At 70.6% G+C, this 24,489-nt stretch carries 20 protein-coding genes; 8 read left to right on the top strand and 12 right to left on the bottom strand.

The window, feature by feature from the left end:
• Both Psi02_RS06530 and Psi02_RS06535 read right to left on the bottom strand, forming a co-directional pair.
• The coding region (locus Psi02_RS06530; RefSeq protein WP_308442210.1) for a biotin/lipoyl-containing protein at positions 1-426 on the bottom strand (426 nt) is incomplete at its 3' end.
• 11 nt (positions 427-437) lie between these two features.
• Positions 438-2,618 (bottom strand): alpha-ketoacid dehydrogenase subunit alpha/beta, encoded by a 2,181-nt coding sequence (locus tag Psi02_RS06535; RefSeq protein ID WP_203972543.1) that lies wholly within the window; start codon positions 2,616-2,618, stop codon positions 438-440.
• A gap of 143 nt (positions 2,619-2,761) precedes the next feature.
• Here Psi02_RS06535 and Psi02_RS06540 point away from each other — a divergent pair, with 143 nt between their 5' ends.
• From Psi02_RS06540 to Psi02_RS06555, 4 genes are read left to right on the top strand one after another with little or no spacing between them, the layout of a single operon-like run.
• Positions 2,762-3,289: a VOC family protein gene (locus Psi02_RS06540; protein ID WP_203972544.1), complete on the top strand. Its 528-nt coding sequence runs from the start codon at positions 2,762-2,764 to the stop codon at positions 3,287-3,289.
• A gap of 37 nt (positions 3,290-3,326) precedes the next feature.
• Complete coding sequence (locus Psi02_RS06545) at positions 3,327-4,016, top strand: GntR family transcriptional regulator (RefSeq protein ID WP_203972545.1); 690 nt, start codon at positions 3,327-3,329, stop codon at positions 4,014-4,016.
• Positions 4,013-4,507 (top strand): (2Fe-2S)-binding protein, encoded by a 495-nt coding sequence (locus tag Psi02_RS06550; RefSeq protein WP_203972546.1) that lies wholly within the window; start codon positions 4,013-4,015, stop codon positions 4,505-4,507. Before Psi02_RS06545 ends, Psi02_RS06550 begins: the two co-directional genes overlap by 4 nt.
• Positions 4,504-6,636: a xanthine dehydrogenase family protein molybdopterin-binding subunit gene (locus Psi02_RS06555; protein WP_203972547.1), complete on the top strand. Its 2,133-nt coding sequence runs from the start codon at positions 4,504-4,506 to the stop codon at positions 6,634-6,636. Before Psi02_RS06550 ends, Psi02_RS06555 begins: the two co-directional genes overlap by 4 nt.
• A gap of 183 nt (positions 6,637-6,819) precedes the next feature.
• On the opposite strand, the gene Psi02_RS06560 is transcribed toward Psi02_RS06555, so the two are convergent.
• Positions 6,820-7,788, bottom strand: a complete 969-nt coding sequence (locus Psi02_RS06560; protein ID WP_203972548.1) for a LysR family transcriptional regulator — start codon at positions 7,786-7,788, stop codon at positions 6,820-6,822.
• Positions 7,789-7,910: 122 nt separating this feature from the next.
• Between Psi02_RS06560 and Psi02_RS06565 the strand changes: the two genes are divergently transcribed.
• Positions 7,911-9,158: an MFS transporter gene (locus tag Psi02_RS06565; protein WP_239094660.1), complete on the top strand. Its 1,248-nt coding sequence runs from the start codon at positions 7,911-7,913 to the stop codon at positions 9,156-9,158.
• Positions 9,159-9,214: 56 nt separating this feature from the next.
• Here the strand turns inward: Psi02_RS06565 and Psi02_RS06570 are convergent, their stop codons facing one another.
• Positions 9,215-10,441 carry an MFS transporter gene (locus tag Psi02_RS06570; RefSeq protein WP_203972549.1) on the bottom strand — a complete coding sequence of 409 codons (1,227 nt, stop codon included), beginning with the start codon at positions 10,439-10,441 and terminating at the stop codon, positions 9,215-9,217.
• Between the two features lie 44 nt (positions 10,442-10,485).
• Positions 10,486-11,049, bottom strand: a complete 564-nt coding sequence (locus Psi02_RS06575; protein ID WP_203972550.1) for a winged helix-turn-helix domain-containing protein — start codon at positions 11,047-11,049, stop codon at positions 10,486-10,488.
• Positions 11,050-11,149: 100 nt separating this feature from the next.
• Here Psi02_RS06575 and Psi02_RS06580 point away from each other — a divergent pair, with 100 nt between their 5' ends.
• Positions 11,150-14,224: an AfsR/SARP family transcriptional regulator gene (locus tag Psi02_RS06580; RefSeq protein WP_239094661.1), complete on the top strand. Its 3,075-nt coding sequence runs from the start codon at positions 11,150-11,152 to the stop codon at positions 14,222-14,224.
• Between the two features lie 52 nt (positions 14,225-14,276).
• Positions 14,277-15,440, top strand: coding sequence for an FAD-dependent monooxygenase (locus Psi02_RS06585; protein ID WP_203972551.1), 1,164 nt, complete (start codon positions 14,277-14,279; stop codon positions 15,438-15,440).
• Positions 15,441-15,601: 161 nt separating this feature from the next.
• Here the strand turns inward: Psi02_RS06585 and Psi02_RS06590 are convergent, their stop codons facing one another.
• The 7 genes from Psi02_RS06590 to Psi02_RS06620 form a co-directional block, all read right to left on the bottom strand.
• Positions 15,602-16,072, bottom strand: coding sequence for a fibronectin type III domain-containing protein (locus tag Psi02_RS06590; protein ID WP_239094662.1), 471 nt, complete (start codon positions 16,070-16,072; stop codon positions 15,602-15,604).
• Between the two features lie 395 nt (positions 16,073-16,467).
• On the bottom strand, positions 16,468-17,103 hold the full coding sequence (locus Psi02_RS06595) for a hypothetical protein (protein ID WP_203972552.1): 636 nt from the start codon (positions 17,101-17,103) through the stop codon (positions 16,468-16,470).
• Positions 17,103-17,654: an RNA polymerase sigma factor gene (locus Psi02_RS06600; RefSeq protein ID WP_239094663.1), complete on the bottom strand. Its 552-nt coding sequence runs from the start codon at positions 17,652-17,654 to the stop codon at positions 17,103-17,105. The genes Psi02_RS06595 and Psi02_RS06600 overlap by 1 nt, the downstream gene beginning before the upstream one ends.
• Before the next feature lie 266 nt (positions 17,655-17,920).
• On the bottom strand, positions 17,921-19,381 hold the full coding sequence (locus Psi02_RS06605; protein WP_203972553.1) for an NAD-dependent succinate-semialdehyde dehydrogenase: 1,461 nt from the start codon (positions 19,379-19,381) through the stop codon (positions 17,921-17,923).
• A 26-nt stretch (positions 19,382-19,407) separates the two neighbouring features.
• Positions 19,408-20,652, bottom strand: coding sequence for a M24 family metallopeptidase (locus Psi02_RS06610; RefSeq protein ID WP_203972554.1), 1,245 nt, complete (start codon positions 20,650-20,652; stop codon positions 19,408-19,410).
• Positions 20,649-21,614, bottom strand: coding sequence for an NAD(P)-dependent oxidoreductase (locus tag Psi02_RS06615; RefSeq protein WP_203972555.1), 966 nt, complete (start codon positions 21,612-21,614; stop codon positions 20,649-20,651). Before Psi02_RS06615 ends, Psi02_RS06610 begins: the two co-directional genes overlap by 4 nt.
• Before the next feature lie 121 nt (positions 21,615-21,735).
• Positions 21,736-22,794, bottom strand: a complete 1,059-nt coding sequence (locus tag Psi02_RS06620; RefSeq protein WP_203972556.1) for an alpha/beta hydrolase family protein — start codon at positions 22,792-22,794, stop codon at positions 21,736-21,738.
• Positions 22,795-22,902: 108 nt separating this feature from the next.
• Between Psi02_RS06620 and Psi02_RS06625 the strand changes: the two genes are divergently transcribed.
• Positions 22,903-24,480, top strand: coding sequence for a phytoene desaturase family protein (locus tag Psi02_RS06625; RefSeq protein WP_203972557.1), 1,578 nt, complete (start codon positions 22,903-22,905; stop codon positions 24,478-24,480).
• Positions 24,481-24,489 lie beyond the last annotated feature (9 nt).

Consider the following 24,489-nt stretch of genomic DNA (forward strand, 5'->3'; position numbering starts at 1 on the left):
GGCGGGCAGGGCGGCGGGCACGGTGGTAGCGGGCACGGTGGCGGCGGGCAGGGCGGCGGGCACGGTGGTAGCGGGCACGGTGGCGGCGGGCGCGCTCGCGGCGGGGGAGCCCGATGCGGTGACGTTCGCCGCGGGTGAGGTCACGCCGAGTTCGGCGAGCAGGGCGTCGACGTCGGCCGCCTTCTCGCCGGGTCCGCCGATGACCGCGATGGGCGAGCCGACCTCGACCCCCGCCCCCTCGGGGACCAGGGTCTTCAGGATGACGCCGTCGGCGTCGGCCTCGACGTCCGCCACGGCCTTCTCGGTCTCGACGGTGGCGATCACATCGCCCTTGGCGTACGGAGTGCCCTCCGGGAGCGGCCATCCCTGGAGGACGGCCTCGACCGCGTTGGCGGCCAGTTCTGGCATGCGCAGGAGCTTGGCCATGTCGGGACCCCTCAGTACCGCGTGATCTCGGTGAGCTTGGCGGCCACTTCTTCGGTCCTCGCGATGGCCGCACGCTCGAGGACCTTGCTGATGCTGGGTGACGCCTCGCCGCCGGTCACCCGTTCGACCGGCTGGTCGAGCCAGTCGAAGAAGCGGCGCTGTATCTCGTCGGCGAGCCAGCCGCCGTACGACGTGCCGACCGCTCCCTGCTCCGCGATGAGCACGCGGTTCGTCTTCCGGATGCTCTCGCCGATGGTGCCCCAGTCGATGCTCGCGCGGTCGAGCCAGCGCAGGTCGATCACCTCGGCGTCGACGTCGCCGAGGGACTCGACGGCCTCCAGGACGTAGTTGGTCATCGCGAGATAGGAGATGACCGTGAGCTGCGATCCGGCCCGGCGGACCGCGGCCTTGCCGACGGGGATGCAGTAGTCGAGGTCGTCGACCGGGCCCTCGCCCGACGACGCGTAGAGGTCGACGTGCTCCAGGACGACCACGGGATCCTTGCACCGCAGCGCGCTGTTCATCAGGCCCACGTAGTCGAAGGGGGTCGAGGGGGCGACGATGCGCCAGCCCGCCGCGGTCGCGAAGATCCCGGCGGGGTCCATCGAGTGTTGCGAGCCGTAGCCGGTGCCCATCGCGACCTTGCTGCGGAGCACGAAGGGGACCTCGCCGTCGCCCCCGAACATGTGCCTGGCCTTGCCGATCTGGTTGAAGAGCTGGTCGGCGGCGACCCACATGAAGTCCGCGTACATGAACTCGACCACGGGCTTGTAACGACCGTCGAGCGCGACCCCGCCGCCGAGGCCGGCGAAGGCGTTCTCGCTGATCGGAGTGCCGAGGATCCGATCGGGATAGGCCTGCTTGAGCCCGCGCGTGGCGCCGTTGGTGCCGCCGCCCAGCCGGTGCACGTCCTCGCCCATGACGACGACGGTCTCGTCGGTCTCCATCCGGCGCCCCATCACCCGCGCGACGGCGTCGATGAACTTCTGCTCGGCGACCTCGCCCGTGAACGACTCGCGGTCGGCCATCCTGGCTCCGGCGAACTCGCCGAGGTCGCCGCGGACCCCCACGTCGACGAAGGCCGGGTCGGGCCACTCGTCCGGCCTGATCCGGCGCTGGCCGTCCTTCCCGCCCGGAAGGGGCTCCAGGAGCACGTCGCCGAGGTCGGCCATCAGCGCCTTGGCCCGCTCGGTCACGGCGTCGATCTCGGCGACGCCGAGGATGCCGCGCCGTACCAGGTGGCCGGAGAGCTGCCTGATCGGATCCCGGTCGCGCCAGGCCTTCTCCTCTTCCTTGGTCCGGTAGCCGAACGCGCTGCCGGGGAAGGGGCCGTTCTGGTGGAAGTAGCGGTAGACGTCGGCCTCGATCACCGTCGGGCCCCTGCCGTCCCGCATGTGGGCGAGCGCCTCCCGCATGGCGAGGTGGACCGCGAGTGGATCCATTCCGTCGACCTTCCAGCTGGGGATCCCGAAGCCGGGCCCGCGCGCCGACAGCCGGGGCTCACCGGTGGCCTCCTCGACATTGGTCGAGACGGCGTAGCGGTTGTTCTCGATGAAGAAGCACAGGGGCAGGTGCCACGCGGAGGCCAGGTTGAAGGTCTCGAGAGTGGAGCCGATGTTGGCGGCGCCGTCGCCGAAGTAGGTCACCGCCACCGCGTCGGTGCCCGCCTGCCGGTGCGCCCAGGCGGATCCGGCCGCGAGCGGGACGCCGCCCCCGACGATGGCGTTCGTGCCGATGGCGCCGGCTTCCTTCCACTGCAGGTGCATGGAGCCGCCGCGGCCGTGACTGAAGCCGCGGTCGAGGCCGCAGATCTCGGCGAGGCTCTTGAGCAGCACCGCGCGCACGTCGGCGGAGAACTCCTTGGTGGGGTCGATCCCCTTCGCCTCGACGTGGGCGAGCACCTTGGCGAGGAACTGGTGGTGACCCCGATGGGAGCCGTTGACGGTGTCGGCGCTGGTGAGGGGGAGGATCGAGCCGACGGCGCCGCCCTCCTGGCCGATGCTCGAGTGCGCGGGACCGTGGACCAGGCCCTCCCGGGCGAGGTCGAGGACGTACTCCTCGAAGGTCCTGATCAGCACGAGCTGGCTGAGCATCGACGTGAGCAGAGCCGGTTCGGCCGCGTCCCAGTCGGCTTCTGTGGCGACGATCTCGACCCACGGCGCGGCGGGTTCGAGCCGGTTGTGCTCGGTCATGACTCTCCCATGCAATCGTTCGCAGGGCGTCAAGCGTGACACAAAGTGGATCCAATATCCAGCCATCTGAGGGTTGTGGACGTCGGTTTGCCGGGCGGTCTATGCTAATTTGGATCCAATGTTCCCTCGTGGAGAGTTTCAGGATGAACGTGGGACTTCCGGGGCTGAGCGGCGTGGACCACATCGGTTTCACGGTGCCGGACCTCGAAGAGGCGAGCAGGTTCCTCGTCGATGTGCTCGGGTGCGAGTACATGTACACGCTGGGCCCTTACCGCCATGACGACAGCGACTGGATGGCCGAGCACCTCAACGTCCACCCGCGAGCGGTGATGCGGCAGCTGCACTTCTTCCGGTGCGGCGGGCAGGCGATCTTCGAGGTGTTCGAGTACTCCGCACCGGAGCAGAACGCGACGATGCCGAGGAACAGCGACATCGGCGGCCACCACGTGGCGCTCTACGTCGACGACCTGGATGTCGCCGTCGCGTACCTCAAGGACAAGGGGGTCACCATGCTCGGCGACCCGACGGCCAGCAAGGGGCCGAGCGAGGGCCAGCGCTGGGTGTACTTCCTCAGTCCCTGGGGGATGCAGTTCGAGCTCGTTTCATATCCCGGAGGCAAGGCCTTCGACCACCGGGCGAAGGACACCGCGACCCGGGGCGACTCGGCCTGAGAGGCCCACCGACCAGACGGAACCAAGAGGACGACCCTTGACGACAGAGGCCGAGCAGGCGGCGAACGGCAGCCGGAATCACGCGGCGAGTCACCGCGTGGCCGACTACCTGCGTGCCGCGATCCTCAGCGGGGAGATCGGGCCCGGCGAGCGCATCCGCCAGGAGGACGTGGCCGAGCGGTTCGGCGCCAGCAGGCTGCCGGTGCGGGAGGCGTTGCGGATCCTCGAAGCGGAAGGGCTCACGGAGCACGAGCAGCACAAGGGCGCCAGGGTGCCGTCGCTCTCGATGCGGGACCTGAGCGTCATCTACCAGATCCGCGAGCGGCTCGAACCTCTCGCGCTCACGGAGAGCATCCCGAACCTCACGCAGCACGATCTCCGTGAGCTCGACCGGCTGCAGCAGAGGATCGAGGCCGACACCGGCATCGACGAGTTCCTCGCGCTCGACCGCGAGTTCCATCTGATGACCTACACCGGCTGCCAGGTCGACCAGCTCTCGATGATGGTCGTCCGGCTCTGGAACTCCACCCAGCACTACCGCCGGGCGTTCATGAAGGTGAGCGGATCGGGACGGCGGTGGGTGATCAACGCGGAACACCGGCTGCTGCTCGACGCCATGGAACGGCGAGACTCCGTCGACGCCGAACGGCATCTCGCCGGCCACATCCGGCGCACGCGCACCGAGCTCTCCCGGCACCCCGAGGTTTTCGGCGGAGCGACCTCATGACGCGGGCATTCGAGCTGACCGTCAACGGCAGGCAGGTCCGGATCGAGACGCATCCGAACACGTCGCTGCTCCATGCCCTGCGCAACGAACTGGGGCTCAAGGGCCCCCGCTTCGGCTGCGGGCTCGGCCTGTGCGGCGCGTGCTTCGTGCGGATGGACGGCCAGGTCGTGGCATCCTGCGACACCCCCATGTGGTCGGCGGAGGGCCGGACCGTGGTGACGGTCGAAGGACTGGAGCCCGGAGAAGGCCTCCACCGCGTGCAGCAGGCGCTGCTCGACGAGCAGGCGGCCCAGTGCGGCTTCTGCATCACCGGGATCGCCGTGAACGCGGCGACCCTCCTCGAGACGAACCCCGACGCCGACGAGGAGGCCATCGTGGAGGCGCTCGACCGGAACCTGTGCCGCTGCGGCGTCCAGCGCCGTGTGGTGCGGGCCGTGCTGAAGGCGCGTTCCGGGAGCGCCTGCCACGTGACACCGGAGGACGCCGGATGACCGTCGAGCGTGAGATCGTCAGGACGCCCATCCTCCCGCAGGATCTGGCGGCCAACCCTGTGCTGTCGCGCTGGTTGACCGTCCACCCCGGCGGGACGATCGACGTGCGCGTCGGGAAGGTCGAGCTCGGCCAGGGCATCCTCACCGCGCTTGCTCAGATCGCCGCCGAAGAGCTCGGCGTGAACCTGGAGCAGGTCCGGATGCCGCCGGCGAACACCGTCCGCGGCCCCAACGAGGGCGGGACCTCCGGGAGCATGTCGATCATCCATTCCGGGCCGGCCGTACGGGCCGTGTGCGCGCAGGTGCGGGCGAAGTTCGTGGCCGAGGCGGCTCTGCGCTGGGGCGTCGACCCCGCCCAGGTGACCGTGCGGCAGGGCGTGATCCGGTGTGACGAGCGCACCATGTCGTACGGCGAACTGGCCGGCGTGGTCGACCTCGATGTGCCCGCCGACCCCTGCGGACCGCTCGGCGGCGGCGACCGCCCGGTGCTCGTCGGCATGAGCGCCGCCCGGCTGGACCTGCCCGACAAGATCGCCGGGCGTCCCCGTTACATCCACGACCTCGACCTGCCGGGCCAGCTGTCCGGGCGGGTTCTGCGGCCGCCGTCGCCGGGGGCGAGGCTGCTGCGCGTCGACGAGGGCCGGCTGGCGGATCTGGACGTCCGGCTCGTCAGGGACGGCTCGTTCGTCGGAGTCGTGGGAGCGGACGAGGCCGAGGCGATGCGGGCCGTGAAGGTCCTCCGGGACGCCACGACCTGGGAGGAGTCCGATTCGCTCCCCGATGAGGACGACCTGTCCACGTTCCTGCGATCCGGGCCGCACGAGACCATCGAGGTGCTGATCCCCGAGGGCCCGCCCCCCGGAGGACACACGATTCAGGCGACGTACAGCAGGCCGTTCCTCGCCCACGGGTCGATGGCGCCGAGCTGCGGGATCGCCCGGTGGAACGACGACGGGACCCTGTCCGTCTGGAGCCACAGCCAGGGCATCCATGGTCTCGGCGCCGCGATCGCGCGGGCGCTGGACATCGACGTGGAGCGGATCGAGGTCGAGCACGCGGAGAACGCCGGCTGCTACGGCCACAACGGCGCCGACGACGCGGCCTTCGACGCCGTGCTGCTGGCCCGCGACGTGCCCGGCCGGCCGGTGCAGGTGCAGTGGAGCAGGCAGGACGAGCTCGCGTGGTCGCCGCTGGCGTCCGCCATGTCGGCCGACGTCCGGGCGGTCGTCGCCGATTCGGGGTCGGTCGTGTCCTGGCGGTACGACGTCTGGAGCCAGGGGCACACCAGCAGGCCCGGCTATCTCGGCGTGCCGGGTCTGCTCGCGGGCGCCTACCTCGAACGGCCGTTGCGCTATCCCGCGCCGGCGGACCCTCCGGCGGCGAGCGGCGCGGGCACGGTGCGCAACGGCGTGCCGATCTACGACTTTCCCGACCGGGGCGTCACCGGTCACCGGCTGCTCGAGACGCCCATCCGCACGTCGGCGATGCGCGCCCTCGGCGCGTACATGAACGTGTTCGCGATCGAGTCGTTCATGGACGAGCTCGCCCTGTCCGCCGGGGCCGACCCGCTGGAGTACCGGCTCAGGCACCTCGGCGACGCCCGTGGACGGGCCGTCCTCGAAACCGCCGCCCGGGCGGCCGGCTGGGGGACGCCGGCTGAGGAGGGCGTCGGGCTCGGCATCGGGTTCGCCCGCTACAAGGACAAGGGCGCCTACTGCGCGGTGGTCGCGGAGGTGGAGGCCGAGAGCGACATCCGGCTCCGGCGGCTGACCATCGCCGTCGACGTCGGCATGGTCGTCAATCCGGACGGCGTGCGCAACCAGATCGAAGGCGGAGCCACGCAGGCGGCCAGCTGGACGCTGAAGGAGCGGGTGCGATTCGACCGGCGCAGAATCACCAGCGACGACTGGGAGAGTTACCCGATCCTGCGGTTCAGCGAGGCGCCGGAGGTCTCCGTGGAGATCGTGGAGGCGCCGGGCGTCCCGTCGGTGGGCGCCGGTGAGGCTGCCCAGGGGCCGACCGCGGCGGCCATCGCGAACGCGGTCGCCGCGGCCATCGGCGTGCGCGTCCGCGACCTCCCGCTCACGACCGACGCGGTCGTCGCCGCCATCGAGGCCTCCGGCGACTAGTGTCCTGCGGCTGAAGTCGCCCGCTCACTGCCCAGCCGACACGGTCGAGGACCGCGTCCAGGACTCCAATCCCGCGCGGTCCTCGTCACTGATCAGCGGCTCGATCACGGGTGCGCGGTGAAGACATGGGCGACGGCATACGCCGATCAGCCCACCACCAGATCGCGCCTGAGGTTGTGAGTGTTACCGGCGGTGCGAGGTGATGTCTCCGTCGCCGCGACGCGGGGTCGCCGCCCAGGACGGGAGCCAGGTCGTCTCGGGGAGGCAGGCCAGGCTCCCGAAGTGGTTGATGATCCCCCGTAGTCCTGGGTGCGGAGCCGTTCTGGGCAGGATGAGCGAGATCGGGTAGGCGATCGTCGGGTTCACGATCGGGATGCGGCGCAAGTCGTAGCTCGTCGGCCAGATGTACCGGTCGCGCGCGCCGACGAGCGTGCCCACGTCCGCGGAGTCCGCGAGGGTGTCGAGGAGTACCTCGTTGCCGAAGTTCGGGCCGGCGGCGTCGACGCGGAGGTCGAATTCGGTGGTGAGCTGATCGTAGAACTCGGCCCATTCGCTTCGCGGCGCGATGCCCGGCACCCAGATCCGGTGCCCGCGCAGTTGGGGCGGCGTCAGTGCTCGTGCGGAGGCGAGTGGATGGCGGGGGCCGACGACGAGTTCCAGCGGAGAGTCGAACGCGCGGATCATCCGCAGGTCGCGCGGCAGCGCGGCGGGGTCGGTGATCGTGCGGAACGTGGCGTCGACGTCGCCTGCTTGGACGGCGGCGACCGCCGTGCGCGGGTCGTCGACCCTGAGGGTCACCACGTCGAGCTCGGTTTCGGGATGCGACCGCCAGTAGTCGTGCAGGATCACGGCCTGCGCGGATCGCAGGCCGAGAACGTCGATCCGAAGGGCCCGCGAGCCCGGTCTGATCGCGGTGACGGCGCGATCGACACCCGCGATGATGCTCCGGGCGTGCGGGAGAAACGCCTGGCCGTCGAGCGTGAGCTCGACTCCTCGGGCGGTGCGGGTGAACAGGCGGACGCCGAGTTCGCGTTCGAGGGCGGCGATCCGCTTGGAGACGGCCTGCTGCGTCACGCCGAGCTCGTCCGCCGCCTGTTGCAGCTGTCCGAGCTCGGCGGCGCGGACGAATGATCGCACTGCCTCGGTATCCACTGATCCAGTCTACGGATGCCCAACTGATGGTTGTGGCTCACCGGCAGGTGGTTGTTTGATCGCGCTCCGGGCCGGCTGGTGTGATTCACGGGTCCGGCCATCGGTTGTCGCGAAGGAGTCGCATGCGCGTGCAGTTGGGACGCAGTTTCGGTCGGCTGTGGTCGGCCTACGCGGTGAGCACCTACGGCACGTGGATCGCCTTCGGAGCGTTCCCGCTGATCGCGGTGCGAGTGCTGCACTCGTCGGCATTCGCCGTCTCGCTCCTGGAGGCCGCCGGTCTCGCCGTCGCGGCGGTCGTCGCGGTCCCGCTCGGTCCGTGGATCGAGCACCGGGCCAAGCGCCCGGTGATGATCGGGACGGACCTGATCCGCTTCCTGGCCATGGCGAGCGTTCCGATCGCGTACCTCCTCGGGCTGCTGTCTTACGGACAACTGTTCGTTGTCTCGGTCATCTCGGGAACCGCGAGCATCGCGTTCACCGCCGCCTCGGGCGCGTACCTGAAGCACCTCGTCCGCGGCGATCATCTCCTCATCGCGAACGGGAGATTCGAGGGCACGACCTGGGTGGCCACCGCGGCGGGACCGCCGCTCGGCGGCGCGCTCATCGGGCTGCTCGGCCCGGTCGTCACCGTCGCGGCGGATGCCCTCAGCTACCTGCTCTCCGCGCTCGGGGTCCTCCAGATCCGCGGAGCCGACGTCGCGGTATCCCGCGACCCCGCGACCGGGTTGCGCGCCGCCGACTTCCTGGCCGGTTGGCGCTTCATCTTCCACGACCGGGTGATGCGGCGCCTGTTCCTCAACCAAATGACCGTCAACGGCCTGATCATGGCCACCGGCCCGCTTCTGGCCGTCCTCCTGCTCGGCCAGTACCACTTCCCGGCCTGGCAGTACGGTCTCGCCTTCGGCATCCCGGCACTCGGAGGCTTCGCCGGCGCCCGCCTGTCCGCGCGCTTCGTCGCCCGCTACGGGCGGCACCGCGTCATGATCGTCACCGGCCGGCTGCGCTCGATCTTCCCGCTCGGCCTCGCCTTCACCTCTCCCGGCATTCCCGGCCTTCTCACCGTGATCGTCGTGGAGGGCCTGCTGATCGTCTGCATGGGCGTTTTCAACCCCATCAGCGCGACGGAACGCCTGCGACGCGCTCCCGCCGATCACGCCGCCCAAGTCCTCAGCGCATGGAGCATCAGCAGCAAACTCGCTCAGGCCACCCTCATGGTGATCTGGGGCGTGATCGCGACACTCACCGGCCCGCTTGCCGCGATCACCGTCTCCGGCGTCCTCCTGCTCGGCACCCCCCTCCTGCTGCCCGGGCGGGAACACGTGCCCGACCCGGTGGCGGCACCGGCGTCCGAAGACGTCCGGTCCGCATGACTCGCCGCGACGTCTCGACCGCTCAGCATGATCGGGAACCGCCGGGACGACTCGCTCTACGCCGGGACGCCCGACCCGCGCGGAGGCGGGAAGTCGCGGAGGGGGCGGATCGGGCCGAACAGCAGGACGGCGACTGAGAGGACCTGGGCGGCCGCCATCAGCCACAGGGTCTCGCGGACGCCGATCGTCTCGCCCAGCACGCCGCCGAGCAGCCCGCCGAGGGGGATCGCGCCGTAGTTCAGCGCCGAGGTGCTCGCGGTGACCCGCCCGAACAGTCCGGCCGGGCAGTACTGCTGCCGGAAGGTGCCGGTCAGGACGTTCGAGGCGACGAAGCCCACGCCGGTGCCGAAACCCGCGGCGGTGAACAGGGCCAGGCCGGTGGCGCCACCGCCGATCGGCCCGAGCAGCGTCATCGGCGCGGCGAACATCTCGCAGAGCAGGAATCCCCGCGCCGTCCCGAATCGGGAGGCGACGCGGCCGGCGAGCGTCGCGCCGAACAGCCCGCCCGCCCCGGCCAGCGCCAGCACCACGCCGATCTGCCCCGGCCCGGCGCCGAGATGCCGGGCGAGGTACACGACCTGGATCGACTTGAAGCCCATCAGCGCGATGTTCGACATCGCACTGAACGTGGTGAGTGTGCGCAGGTACGGATCGTGCACCACGAACCGCAGCCCGTCGCGGATCTCCGCGAGCAGTCGCCGGTCGGCGGTGTCGACCCGCCGCGTCTCCCTGGCTCGTACGGCACGCAGGCACAGCACGGCGACCCCGAAGCTGACCACGTCCGCCAGTACGCCGCTGACCGCGCCGAATGCCTGCGCGAGCAGTCCGGCGAGCCCGGGACCGGCGATCTGCGCGGCCGATTCGCTGCCCTGGAGCCGGGTGTTGGCCTCCAGCAGGCGCTCGCCCCCGACCAGGGTCGGCAGGTACGCGCGGTAGGCGAGGGTGAAGAACACCCTGGCGACCCCGCCGACGGTGGCCGCCACGAGGAGATGGGTCATCGTGAGCGCGCCCAGCCAGGCCGCGATCGGCACACTCGCGAACACCGCCATCGAGACGGTGTTGCACACCTGCATCATCGGCCGTTTCCGCGACCGGTCCACCCACGCGCCGGCGGGCAACCCGGCCAGCAGCCAGGGAAGCCAGGCGGCCGCGGTGAGCAGGCCGACGGTGAACGTGCTCGCGTGCAGTGTCACCACCGCGACGAGCGGCAACGCCACACTCGCGACCGAACTGCCGAGCATGCTGGTGGTCTCGCCGGCCCACAGCAGCCGGAAGTCCCGCATCCGCAGCAGTTCACCTCGCAGGGCCGGCGCAGGCGGCGCCGCGGTCACGGCCGGCCCGGGACGGCCCGCACGGTCAGGAAGACGGTCTTGCGCTCCTGCCCGTCGTCGGGGATCTCCCGGTCGGTCAGCGAGGCCAGCAGGGCGAGAATCCGCTCCTCCAGTTCGGCGAGCTCGGCGACCGACAGCCGCGCCCAGTGGTCGGCGGTGAACGCCGCCCGCCGCCACGGCTCGGGGTAGCCGTCGCGTTCGGCGAACCACTGCCGCGCCATGGCGGTCTGCCGGTCCAGGACCAGCGACTCGGCGGCCTCGGCGACGGGATCGTCGGGGAAGTCCGACGGCGACCAGTTGAGACGGCCGGAGACCATGCGCCACCAGCGTTCCCGGCGGTCACGCGCGAGCTCGGGGGCCTCTTCGACGAGTTCACTCGCCGCGAGGACCTTCAGGTGATGGCTGATGTTGCCGACGGCCTGCCCGGTCTTGTCGGCGAGCACCGACGCCGTCGACGGGCCGTCCACCCGCAGGACGTCGAGCAGCCGCCGCCGCAGGGGATGCGACATCGCGGCGAGGACCTTCGAATCGTGGATTTCCCGCGTCGGACGATCAGACATGCGCTCACCCTAATTGCACAATGATTCTTGTGCAATAACTCTTGTGCATATGCGCTCGCCTGATCACCTCAACGCGCCGCGCATGGGTCAGAATCGGTTCGTGCAGTTCGGCATCCTGGGGCCGCTTGAGGTTCGGACGGCCGAGGGGGAATCGATCTCCGTCGGCGGCCCGCGGCCGCGCGCGCTCCTCGCGCTGCTCCTGCTCGACGCCGGTCGGCTCGTCGGCGTGGAGCGACTGGTCGACGGTCAATACGGCGACGATCCGCCGGCCGGAGCCGCCAACGCGATCCAGGCCCACGTGTCACGGCTCCGCCGCAACCTGCCCGCCGATCTGATCGAGTTCCACGGCGCCGGGTATCGGCTCGCGGTCGACCCCGACGACGTGGACGTTCACCGCTTCGAGCGGCTCGCGCGCGAGGGGCGCAGGCTCCTGGCCGCGGGACACCACGAGCGCGCCGCGAGATCGCTCAAGGACGCACTCGGGTTGTGGAGAGGCCCCGCGCTGGCGGACGTGGCCGACGCGCCCTTCGCGCCGTCACAGGTGACCCGCCTGGACGAGGTACGGCTGGCGGCGCGGGAAGACCTCATCGAGGCCGAGCTCGCGCTGCCCGAGGGCACGTCGGCGGCCGAGTTGCGGCAACTGGTGGCGGCCAACCCGCTGCGCGAACGGCTGCGCGGCCAGCTCATGCGGGCGTTGCACGCCGCCGGACAGCAGGCGGCCGCGCTGGCCGTGTTCGACGAGGGGAGGCGGCTGCTCGCGGACGAGCTCGGCGCCGATCCGTCACCCGAGCTCGCGGCGCTGCACGTGGCGATCCTGCGTGGCGACGAGGCGCGTGAGCGGGCCCCCGGCCCCCGCCTGCCCGCACGGCTCACCAGCTTCGTCGGCCGCGCGACGGAGCTGGATCGGATCGACTCGCTGCGAGAATCGCGACTGGTCACCGTGACGGGGCCCGGCGGCGCCGGCAAGACCAGGCTGGCGGTCGAGGCCGCCCGCCGCCGGAGGCTGGACGTCTGTTTCGTGGACCTGTCCCCGCTCGACGACGGCGGCCAGATCCCGCAGGCCGTGCTGAGCGCACTCGGCCTGCGGGAGATGGGATTGCGGTCACTGGACCCCGGTCAGAGCGACATCGCGGACCGGATCACCGCCGCCCTGGCGGATCGAGAACTCCTGCTCGTCCTGGACAACTGCGAACACGTGATCGCACCGGCCGCCGTCCTCGTCCGCCGGTTGCTCGACGCCTGTCCCGGACTGGCCGTCCTGGCGACCAGTCGCGAGCCGCTCGGGATCACCGGTGAGACGCTCGTCCCCCTGTCGCCGCTGGCCGTGCCGCCGCCGGGCACGCCGCTCGACGAGGCGGTCGAATACCCCGCCGTACGGCTGTTCGCGGATCGGGCCGCCGCCGCACGGCCGGGCTTCGCGATGCGGCCCGAAGTCGTCGAGATCTGCACGTCGCTGGAGGGATCGCCGCTGGCCATCGAGCTGGCCGCGGCGAGAGTGCGGTCGTTCACCGTGGAGGAGATCGTCTCACGTCTGAAGGAACACGGTAGGTTCGCGCTGTTGTCGCGCGGCGACCGCACCGCGGCGGTGCGCCACCAGACCCTGCACGCGGTGGTCGAGTGGAGCTGGAGCCTGCTCACCCCGGACGAGCAGAAGATGGCCAGGCGTTTCTCGGTCTTCTCCGGAGGCGCCTCGATCGAGGCGGTCGAACGGGTCTGCGGACCCGCCGACGTGCTGGCCGACCTGGTGGACAAGTCCCTCATCGAGGCGGGCGGCGGACGCTACCGGATGTTCGACACGATCCGCTTGTTCTGCGCCGAACGTCTGTCGGAGGCGGGGGAGGAGGAGCGGCTGCGTGACGCGCACGCCGCCTGCTTCCTCGACCTGGCGCGACGCGCCGACCCGTGGTTACGGCGGGCCGAGCAGCTCGACTGGCTGGCCCGGCTCTCCGCGGAACACGGCAACCTCGAGGCCGCGTTGCGGCATGCCGTACAGGCGGATCCGGAGACGGCCCTGCGGCTGATCGCCGCCCTGTCGTCGTACTGGTGGCTGAGCGGAAGACGCGGCCAGGCGGTCTCGTCGGCGCTCAGCCTGCTCGGGCGGCTCGGCGCCGACGCGCGGGAAACGCCCGCGGGGCTGGAGGAGGAGTACGTCCTGTGCGTGCTGCAGGCCGTACCGGATGTCCAGCCCGCGCAGTGGGCGCGGGCCGAGGAGATCATGCGATCGCTGGACCGGGAGTTGCGGCACCCGTTCGCGGCGGTCATGTGGGGAATGGTCGCGGGGCCGCCGGAGCCCGGCTCGGCCAGGACGCGCCAGTTCGGCTCCGACCCGTGGAGCCGGGCCATGGCGTTGCTGGGGCAGGGCACGATGAACCTGCTCGGCGGCAGGGTGGCCGAAGCCGAGCGGGATCTGGAGGCGAGTCTGGAGAGCTTCGGTTCGCTGGGCGAACGCTGGGGGACCGCGCAGGGGTTCGAGTGGCTGGGGACGATCTCCAGCTGGCGGGGCGACTGGGCGCGGGCCAGACGCCTCTGGGGGCAGGCCCTGGACCTGCACGAGCAGCTCGGCGCGCTGGACGAGATGGTGGACGTGCTCTGTCGCCGGGCGAGCGGGCTGCTGCGCGAGGGCGACTTCCACGCCGCGGACGCCGACCTGCGGCGCGCCGCCGAATTGGAGCGAAGGACGGGCCGATCGCACCGGCGGGCCGTGGTCGCGCTGGGCCGGGGCGACCTGGCCCGCCTCCGAGGCGATCACGCCGAAGCCCGCACCTGTTACATGGAGGCGCTGAACGACGCCCGCCCCGGCACCTACGTCGGCGACGACACCAGGGTGTCGACGCTGTCCGCTCTGGGACGGCTGGCTCAGGCGGAGGGCGACCGCACGGAGGCCAGGCTTCGTCACGGTCAGGCCCGCGCGCTGGCGCGCGGGATGCCGCCGATGGACCTCGCCGATGTCGCCGAAGGCCAGGCGGGGCTGTCCCTCCTCGATGGGCCTGCGGAGCGGGCGGCGTTCCTTCTCGGGGTGGCGGTGGCGCTGCGCGGCGTGGCCGTCACCGGTGACCGCGACGTCGCCGGGATCGCTGCGGGCGCCACGGAGGTCATCGGCGCCGAGGCGTTCGCGGCGGCCTTCGCCAAGGGAGCCGCGCTGGACCTGGACGAGGCGCTGACAGCCCTGTCCTGACCGTCAGCCGGTTGTCCGCGGACTGTCAGCGCTTCGCGCGAGCCTCTGGGACATGAAGAACATCACCATCCTGATCTCTGGCGCCAGCATCGGTGGCCCCGCACTGGCCTTCTGGCTCGACCGCTACGGCTACAAGGTGACCGTGGTCGAGAAGGCCCCCGCACTCCGCCTCGGGGGCCAGGCCGTCGACTTCAAGGGCGAGGTGCACCTCACGGTGCTGGAACGCATGGGCATCCTGGAGGACGTACGGCGCCTGAAGACCGGTGGGACCGACCAGGAGATCGTCGACGCCGAGGGCCGGACACTGGCGGTGATGCCCGGCGAGTTCACGGGCGGTGAGCTGGAGATCCCGCGCGGCGAGCTGTCCCGGCTGCTGTATGAGAGGACGCTCGCCACCGGATGCGAGTACGTCTTCGGTGACTCCATCACCTCGCTCACCGAGACCTCGGACGGCGTGCACGTCACGTTCGAGCGAGGCGCTCCGCGCACCTTCGACCTGGTGGTGGGTGCGGACGGCATCCATTCCAACGTCCGCCGTCTGGCCTTCGGCCCGGAAAGCGACTACGTCCGCTTCCTCGGCTACTACTACGCGCTGGCCGACGTCCGGCAGGACTTCGGGAAGGCCGCGCAGATGTACAACGAGCCCGGCAGGCTGGTCTCCACCGGGGGGCCCGCGGCCGCCGCGTTCTTCGCCTTCGCCTCGCCGCAGTTGGACTACGACCGTTATGACGTCGAAGAGATGAAGCGGATCGTGATCGACGCCTACGCCGGGATGGGCTGGCGGACTCCCGCCATCATCGAGGCGGTGCGCCACACGGACGACCTCTATCTCGACTCGATCAGCCAGGTCCGGATCGACCGCTACGCCAAGGGCCGCGTGGTGCTGCTCGGCGACTCCGCGTACGGCAACACCCTGGGGGGCTTCGGCACCGGGCTGGCCATGGTGGCCGCGTACGTGCTGGCCGGAGAGCTCGCGGCGGCCGACGGAGATCATCGGGTCGCCTTCCGGCGTTACGAGGAGGAGTTCCGCGACTATGCCAAGATCGCCAAGAACGGCAACGCGGGCAGCTTCCTCGCTCCGAGAACGCGCGGCAGGATCCGCATGCGCAACTGGATCTTCAAGGCCGGCCTCCTGTTCAAGATCATGATGAAGATGACCGACAAGTTCGCCACCGACATCACGCTCAAGGACTATTCGTCTCTGGTGCGCCGCTGACCGCCGGGCTCATTCCGGCGTCACGCCGTCCAGAGCCTCCCGTATGGTCGGATATCTGGCCTCACCTTCGGGTCCCGTCCGGGGCCGAGGTTCCTCATCGTCTGACAATTCCGCTTCGATCCAGGGGTATCTCGGGTCCTCGCCGTAGAGGACCCCGTAGATCACGTCATGGTCCGCCGGGTCCGTGGCGCGGCACCGTCGTGGGACACCATGTACACGTACTCGGTGCCCGGCTTGAGCCGGTTCAGCTGCGCGTGGTGGACGTAGACGGTGCGGCCCGACTTGCCGTCGACGTAGGTGAGCGTGGTCGCGTCGGCGTGGGAGCCGAACCCGTGCTCAAGCGTGCCGTACATCACCCGTGGCCTCTTCACGCGCCCATCGGTGATCCACGAGACGACCATCTGGGTGCTGGGGTCGGCACCGAAGGTCAGGTGAAGGCCCTGCACCGGCGACGCGCCGCCGGTGTCGGGGGTTGAGATGAAAGCAGGAGCGTCGAACCCGGTCTCCGCCGCCGCGGGGGTGGCGGAGAGCATTGGAATGGAGGCGGCACCGGCACCGAACGAGCCCAGAAGGCCCAGAGCGCTACGGCGGGAGAGCCCGTTGGGCTTCTCCTCATCGTGGGTAGTGTCCACAATTGCCCTTTCGTTACAGGCGAACCCGTGAACACTCGCGCGCCACGACGACCATGGGATGAACGACACCTTGCTGATCGCGGCGAAACAGTCCAACACCGCACATACTGGTGCAAATTGGTCTACTTGCCTCGTACGGCATGCCGAGGCGGCGGAGGACGGCGGGTCAGGTGTCCGCGGCCGCCTCCCATAGCGCCGACAGCGGGAGTGCGCGCATCCGGTCCCCGAAAGGGAGCGTTTCCTGGCCTGCGTAGAGGACGATGCCGTTCGCGCGCCGAGGCCAGGACTCAGGCGTGGCAGATCTGCCGCCACCCTCATGGCAGATCTGCCGCTGCCTCCGTGGCAGATCTGCCGAATAGATATGCCGAGCCGTCAAGGCCTGGTTCCGGTCCGGATCAGTCCTGCCGGCTGTAGCGCAGATTCATGGTGTCGGTGTGCCCCGACCACCTCAGGGTGAGATGCCAGCAGCCGCTGCCGGGAAGGTCGATGCCCGAAGGGCCGGGGCCACCGAGAACGGTGCGCTCGACTACCGTTCCCGAGCCGTCGAGCCGAGCTTCGATGCGGAGCGGGTCACCGGGGTGGAGAGGAACCCGCGAGACCCAGAGGATCTTGTTGCTGCGATCGGGCAGCGGCGGCGCCGTCAACGGGTAGCCGAAGATGATCGCGGCGATGTCGCCACGATCGCCCAGCACGTACGGCATGCGGGGCTCCGGATCGCTGAAGCCGGTCCGGGCCCACTGCGGGAGCACCCGGCTGGGCACGTCGGCGGCGCAGGCCGCGATGGGTGACGCGGTCACCGGAGCCGGACGGGGAGCCGCCGGCCGGGTCCGGTCGGAGCCGAGGTCGACGGTGATCAGGGCGACGCCTGCCACCACGACCAGGACGGCCGTCGCGGCCGTGAGCGGAGCGAAACGGCTCCACCTGGCCCGGCGCCCGGCGGCCGTCGCCCAGTCCGGCTGCGCAGGGTCCGGCACGCCTGCCGTACGAGCCTGAAACGCGTTCCGAACCCGCTCCTGGAGATCTTCTTTCATCACTGGACACCTTCCAGACGCGCACCGAGCGCGGCGAGGGCACGAGAGATCGTGGACGACACGGTGCTGCGGCTCACCCCGAGGGTGACGGCGATCTCCGGATCCTCGAGATCGAGGTAGAAGCGGAGCACCAAGACCTCCCGCTGCCGTCGCGACAGGTCCCTCATCGCGGTGAAGACCGCGGCGTGCTCCTCCTGGAGCAGGACCACGGCCTCCGCCGAGTTCTCCTGGATCCGGTGCTCGATCCCGGCCGCCGAGGCGAGCCTGCGACGGCGGAGCGCCGAGCGGCACCCGTTGACGACCGAGGTGCGCAGGTACGCCGGTGGGCTGTCCGGCGGTCCTTGGCGCTGCCAGCGGCGATGCAGTCCCATGAAGGCGTCCTGCACCACCTCCTCGGCCAGCCCCTCGTCTCCGGTCAGCAGCACCGCGACCCGTACGAGAGGTCCGGCATGGGCGGAGAACAACAGTGTGAGCTGCTCCGCAAGGACCGGTGGTGGTTCGGCGCTCGCCGGCCGGTCGCCGTACGGCGATGGAAGGTGGTCCGTCGTCACGCCTGAGCCGCCTTCCTGGAAATTCCCGAGTACTACCCAGTAAGACGTCCGAAGGCCCGATCTGCTGAATCGCGCCGAGGAATCGCGCCGAGTTTCTGGACGCGATGCTGAACAAGCACATGCGGTGGCAGCAGTTCCGCGTCCCCACGTGACCGGGCGACTCGGCGGCCCTGTGGCGACCCGCGAACTGCGTGCGCATGCCACGGCCCGGCCGGGTCTCGCCCGGCCGGGCCGTCACTGACGTCATCGGGTACGGCTGAGCCGGGTCACCACTCGACGGCGATGTACTTGGCCTCCACGTAGTCGAGCATGCCCTCGTGGCCGCCCTCCCTGCCGATGCCGCTCTGCTTCACGCCGCCGAACGGCGCCGCCGGGTCGCTGACCAGGCCGCGGTTGAGCCCGACCATGCCGGACTCGATCCGCTCCGTCACCCGCAGCCCCCGGGCCAGGTCGCCGGTGTAGACGTAGGCGACCAGCCCGAACTCGGTGTCGTTGGCCAGCCGGATCGCCTCGTCCTCGTCGTCGAAGGTGACGATCGGGGCCACCGGCCCGAAGATCTCCTCCTTCAGGATCGGCGCGTCCGGGTGCACGTTCACCAGCACGGTCGGGTCGTAGTAGAAGCCGGGCCGGTCGGGCCTGCCGCCGCCGACGACCGCCTTCGCGCCCCCGTCGACGGCGCCCCGGACGAGGCTGTCGACCTTGTCGACGGCGTCCTGGTTGACGAGCGGGCCGACCTGGGTGCCCTCGGCGGTGCCGGGGCCGACGGTGAGGGCGGACATCCGCTCCGCCAGTCGCCGCCCGAACTCTCCGGCGATCGGCGACTCGACGTAGAACCGGTTGGCCGCGGTGCACGCCTCACCGGCGTTGCGCATCTTGGCGATCATCGCGCCCTCGATCGCCGCGTCGAGGTCGGCGTCGGCGAAGACGACGAACGGCGCGTTGCCGCCGAGTTCCATCGACGTGTTGATCACCTGGTCGGCCGCTTCCTTGAGCAGGACGCGCCCCACCTCGGTCGAGCCCGTGAAGGAGAGCTTGCGGACCCGGGGGTCGTGCAGCATGGCCGACACGACGGCACCCGACCTGCGCGCGGGGAGCACGTTGACGACGCCGGCGGGCACGCCCGCCTCCGCCAGGATCCGCGCCATGGCCAGTGCGGTCAGGGGGGTGTCGCTGGCCGGCTTGAGGATCACCGTGCACCCGGCCGCCAAGGCCGGGCCGATCTTCCGCGTGGCCATCGCGGCGGGGAAGTTCCACGGTGTGACGAGCACGCAGATGCCGACCGGCTGGTGCACCACGAGGATGCGGTTCGCCCCCGAGGGCGCCGTGGTGACCGAGCCGATGTCCCTGACGGCCTCCTCGGCGTACCACCGGAAGAACTCCGCGGCGTAGGCGACCTCACCCCGCGCGTCCGGCAGCGCCTTGCCGTTCTCGAGAGAGATCAGCCGGGCGAGGTCCTCGCTCTGCGCCGTCATCAACTCGAAGGCCTTGCGCAGGATCTCGGCGCGGGCACGTGGAGGTGTCGCGGCCCACGCGGCCGCCGCCTTGTCCGCCGCGTCGACCGCGGCGATCGCGTCGTCCACGGTGCCGTCGGCCACCGAGGCGACGACGTCTCCCGTGGCGGGGTCGAGCACGTCGAAACGGCCGCCGTCGCCGGCGGGGACGGCCTCACCCCCGATGTAGAGCTCGGTGAGCAGATCGCCCACGAGTGCCTGGCTGTTGTCTCCCATCGGAAACGCCTTTCGCATGGCAGGATTCAGTACGGGTTGGCGACGACCAGGTCCTGGGCCGGGAACAGGGTGAGGATGCGCCCACCATCGGGTGTGACGACGACCTCCTCCTCGATCCTCGCAGCCGAGAAGCCGTCGCTTGCGGGGCAGTAGGTCTCCAGGGCGAACACCATTCCGACCTGGAGCTCGACCGGCTCCCGCATGCTGTTGAGCCGCGAGATGATCGGCCGCTCGTGCAGACCCAGCCCCAGGCCGTGGCCGAACTGGAGGCCGAAGGCGGCCATCTCGTTCTCGAAGCCGAACTCGGTCGCCGCGGGCCACACGGCGGCCACCTGGTCGGTGCCCACCCCCGGCTTGATCATGCGGATCGACGCGTCCATCCACTCACGCGCCTTGGTGTAGGCGTCCCGCTGGCTCGGAGTCGCGCTGCCGACGCTGAACGTCCGGTAGTAGCAGGTCCGGTAGCCGTTGAAGGAGTGGATGATGTCGAAGAACGCCTGGTCGCCCGGGCGGATCAGCCGGTCGGAGAAGTTGTGCGGGTGCGGGTTGCACCGCTCGCCGCTCACCGCGTTGACCGCCTCGACCTGGTCCGAGCCCATCTCGTAGAGGCGCTTGTTGGCCAGGGCCACGATCTCGTTCTCGCGGATGCCGGGCTTGAGGGCCTCGACGATGTCCTGGTAGACGCCGTCGACCATGGCGGCGGCCTGGGTGAGGAGCATGATCTCGTCCGAGGACTTGATCTGCCGGGCGTCGAGCATCAGTTGCTGTGCGTCGACCACCTTCAGGCCCTGGCGCTGCATCTCGAACAGGAATGCCGGCTCGACGATGTCCACCCCCACGGGGACGTCCGCGAGACCCGCGTCCTCGAGCAGGCCCTTGATCTGGCGGACCGCGTCCACCATCAGCCCCGCCGTCGGCGCGATGGCGCCGCGGAGCCCGAGCATGCCCGCGTGGCAGTTGGCCGGGTCGAGCCACGGGCTGTACAGCCGGTGGTGACGGGCCGCCGACCCGAAGTCCCACAACATGGGCTCGCCGCCCCGCGTGAGCAGCGCGTACCTGGTCATCTTGTCGCCGAGGGCGCCGCCGATCCAGGTCTGGGTGACGTAGCGGATGTTGTAGAAGTCGAAGAGCAGGAAGGCGCCGCACTCGCTGGCATCGAGCGACGCCCTGGCCCGGCTCAGCCGGTAGTCCCTGAGCCGGCCGAAGTCGACCCGCTGCTCGTAGTCGACCCCCATGTGCCCGGGCGCGGGCATCGGAATCGCCGATGTCATGACCGACCGTCCTCACGCGGGGTGCCGAGGCCGTCGTCGACGTGGACGCTCTCGGGCTTGAGTTCGATTCCGGAGGCGGCGGCCTGCAGGTCGAGCAGGATCGAGAAGTCCTCGTCCACCCGGCCGCTGCCGACGCTGGCCTGCACCATCTGCGCGGTGATCGCCGTGACGGGCATCGGCACGTCGAGACTCCGGGCCGCGGCGAGGCCGAGGTCGAAGTCCTTGCGCAACAGGATCGGCGTGAACGTCGGGGTGTAGTCGAGGTTCACAAAGGCGGGGGACTTGTAGCGGGTGAACGCCGAGCCCATGACGCTGTTGTTCAGGAACTCGAGGAAGGCGTGCCGCGAGACGCCGCCCTTCTCGACGAGGACGGTGATCTCGGCCAATGACTGGGTGACCACGCCGAGCATCAGGTTGTGCGCGATCTTCACCAGGCGGGCGAGGTCGCCCTCTCCCACATAGGTGACCGACTTGCCGATGTGCCTCAGCAGATGGGCCACCTTGTCGTAGGTCGCCTCCGGGCCGGACACGACCAGGCTCAGGGTTCCGGACCTGACGACCTTGCCGTTCCCGCTGACCGGGGCGGCGAGGAAGTCGACGCCCCGCTCCGCGCATATCGCGCGCACCGCGGCCGACGCCTCGGTGGAGATCGTGGAGCAGTCGACGACCGCGCCCGGCACCTGGTCGCCGGTGAGCAGGCCGCCCTCGCCGAGGAGCACCTTCTCGAGGTCGGCCGACGTGGAGACCATCGTGAACACGACGTCCCTGTCCCTGAGGTCGGCGACCGCCTCGCACACCGCGGCGCCGTGCTCCTTGAGCGGTTCCGCCTTGGCGAGGGTGCGGTTCCAGGCGGTGAGGTCTACGCCGGCCTTGGCGAGCCGCTCCGCCATCGCGACACCCATGCGGCCGGTGCCGATCCAGCCGACCCGGGGGCCGGAAGCGTCCGTAGTCGAATCAGTCATCTGGTCCGCCTCTGCAATCGTTTGCTGTTCAAAGTAGGAGCCGATCATATCCCTGTCAATATGACGCCGCTCACGGTCGGGGCCGATGGTCAGACGCCGATCGGCCCCCCGTGGACGGCGTTCAGCGAAGCCGGTCGGCCACCCAGTCGGCGGTGTACGGGCGGTGCCACGGGGCGACGTTGGCGCAGCCGTGGTTGCCGTCCTCGAGCATGAGCAGCTCGGTGTCGCTGCCCGAGGCGGCCCTGAGCCGCTCCGCGTGCTGCCAGGGGATGAGGCGGTCCTTGCGCCCGAAGACGATGAGCAGCGGCGCGGTGATGGCCTCCGCCGATCCGTCCAGGTTCAGGGTGGAGGCGATGGCGTGGGCCTCCTCCTGCGACTCGGCGCCCGACCTGACCTGGAACGTCTGCCGGGTGAGCAGCGGGAGCCCGTCCCAGCAGTCCCCGAAGTTGTACGGCCCCGCCAGGGCGACGCAGGCCTTGACCCGGTCGCCGGCCGCGGCGGCGACCCTGGGCGCGTAGTAGCCGCCCAGGCTGACGCCCCACACCGCGATCCGGTTCTCGTCGATGTCCGGCTCGGCGGCCAGGGCGTCCAGGATGGCCTTGCCGGGCAGGGACCAGTCACCCCTGATGGGCAGGTCGTACTCGGCCTCGCCCTGGCCGGGGCCGTCGACGCTGAAGGTGGCGAGCCCGCGCTCGAGGAAGGTCTCCTCGGTCGACCGCAGTTCCTCCTTGGTCGAGTCCAGGCCCGACAACATCAGCACCACGGAGTGCGGCCCGGGACCGGCGGGAAGCCGGAGCACGCCGGCCAGCGTGGTCCCCTCGAAGTCGATCTCGATCCGCCGGCCGGCGGGAGACAGGTGCGGCAGGGCGTCGGTGAGGCAGGCGACCGCGTGGCCGTGCGCCTCCCGCATCTGGTCCAGGTCCTCGACGAAGACGAACTTCGCGAAGTGGTAGTAGACGGCGGCGCGGGTGAGGTGCTGCCCCGCGGACAGGAACCGGTCGCGCGCGAGGGCGTCACGCCCGAGTTCCTCGTGCTCGGCGGCGACCTTCGACCAGGCGGAACACCAGTCGGCCCAGTTTTCGAGCCCCCGGGTGACGCGTTGGAAGTCGGAGACCGTCACACCGTTCGTGGTGAACCGCGGGCCCCAGTTGGCTATGGCTGAGGCGACTCGATCGTCCATGTCGACCTGCTTTCTGGCGTCTTGCAAACGAGTGCAATCTCGCTCATTGTGGGTGAACTGTCAAGGAATCAACCGTTTGATACCTGTGAGGGACCTGGTGAGGCATAGATGGGTGTGACCAACGGAGCAAGGGCCGCCGACCTGCCGGATTCGGTCGATGTGATCGTCGTCGGAGCCGGGCACAACGGCCTGGTGTGCGCCGGATATCTGGCGGCCGCCGGTCTGGAGGTGCTCGTCCTCGAGGCGAGGGACGTCCCCGGCGGCGACACCGTCACCGAGGAGCTGACGCTGCCGGGCTTCGCGCACGACTCGTGCTCGAGCGCGCACGTGCTGATCCAGTCGAACCCGCTGATCAGAGACGACGAGCTCGGTCTGCTCGGCGCGTACGGGCTCGAGTACACGATGACCGACCCCGCGGTCGTGCTGCCCCAGGCAGACGGCGACGCGCTGGTCATGCACCGTGATCTCGGCGCGACCGCCGATGAGATCGCCCGCTGGTCCCGCGCCGACGCGGAGGCCTTCAGGCGGCTGGTGGGGGAGTGGTCGGACGGCCTGGCCGCGGAGCACGCCAGATGGAGCTCTAACCTTCCTCCGGGTGACGGCGACGCGGCCGGGCGGTACCAGGCCCTGCGCCGCCGGTCCGCCTGGGACGTCGTCCACGAGCGGTTCGAGAACCCGGTCGTCCGCTCCTTCATGGTGTGGCTTGCGCTGGCGACCATCCAGGACCCGCGCAGGCCGGGCACCGGCGTCCTGCCGGCCTCCATCACGGCGGGCCGTCTCAATTTCGGCTGGACCACCCCGATCGGCGGGTCGAGCGCGCTTCCCGCCGCGCTGATCCGGCAGATCGAGGCCCATGGCGGCCGGGTCGCCTGCTCGGCACCCGTCTCCTCGATCGACGTCGAAGGCGGCCGGGCCGTCGCGGTCCGCACGGCCGACGGCCGCGAGGTGCGGGCCCGGCAGGCGGTGGTGTCGAGCGCGCACCTGGCCCGCCTCGCCGCCATGGTCTCCGGTGCGGACGTACCCGCCGACCTGGCGCAGGCCAGGGACACCTGGCGGCCGGGACTCAGCGTCTTCGCCGTGCACGCCGCGCTGCGCCACGACATCGCCGTGAACGCGCGGGGAGGTCCGGTCGCGAGCGCCGCGGCGGGGTTCGGCACCGCCGAGGGCATCGCCCGCCAGATGGCGGCCTTCCACGGCGGAGAGCCCGACGCTAGCGACCCCTGGCTGCTCGTGGTCGACCAGACCGTGGTCGATCCCGGCCGTGCGCCCGACGGCGGGGCCACCTTCAAGATCCTCACGATCGCGCCGTACGAACGCGCGGACGGACGCTCGTGGGAGGAGAGCAAGCACGAGCACGCCGAGGCCCTGATCGGCCTGGTCCGCTCGCGGACCACCGGGCTGGAGCCGGAGAACGTCCTCGCGATGCGGGCGGAGTCGCCGGTCGACGTGGCCGCCCACAACATGCACAACCTCGGTGGCTCCTGCCACGGTGGTGAGTTCCTGACGCCGTCCGGAGAGGTGATCCCCGGCTGGCTCTCGTACCGATCTTCCATTCCCCGCCTGTTCCTCACGGGCGCCACGACCCACCCCGGGGGATCGGTCTCCGGCAGGCCCGGGCGCAACGCCGCCCGGACCGTGCTGACCGACCTCGGGATCGATCCTGCGAAGGTGATGGGCCCGATCTGAGACCGACGG

Origin of the sequence: Planotetraspora silvatica (genome assembly GCF_016863315.1) — a bacterium.
GTDB classification, from domain to species: Bacteria; Actinomycetota; Actinomycetes; order Streptosporangiales; family Streptosporangiaceae; genus Planotetraspora; species Planotetraspora silvatica.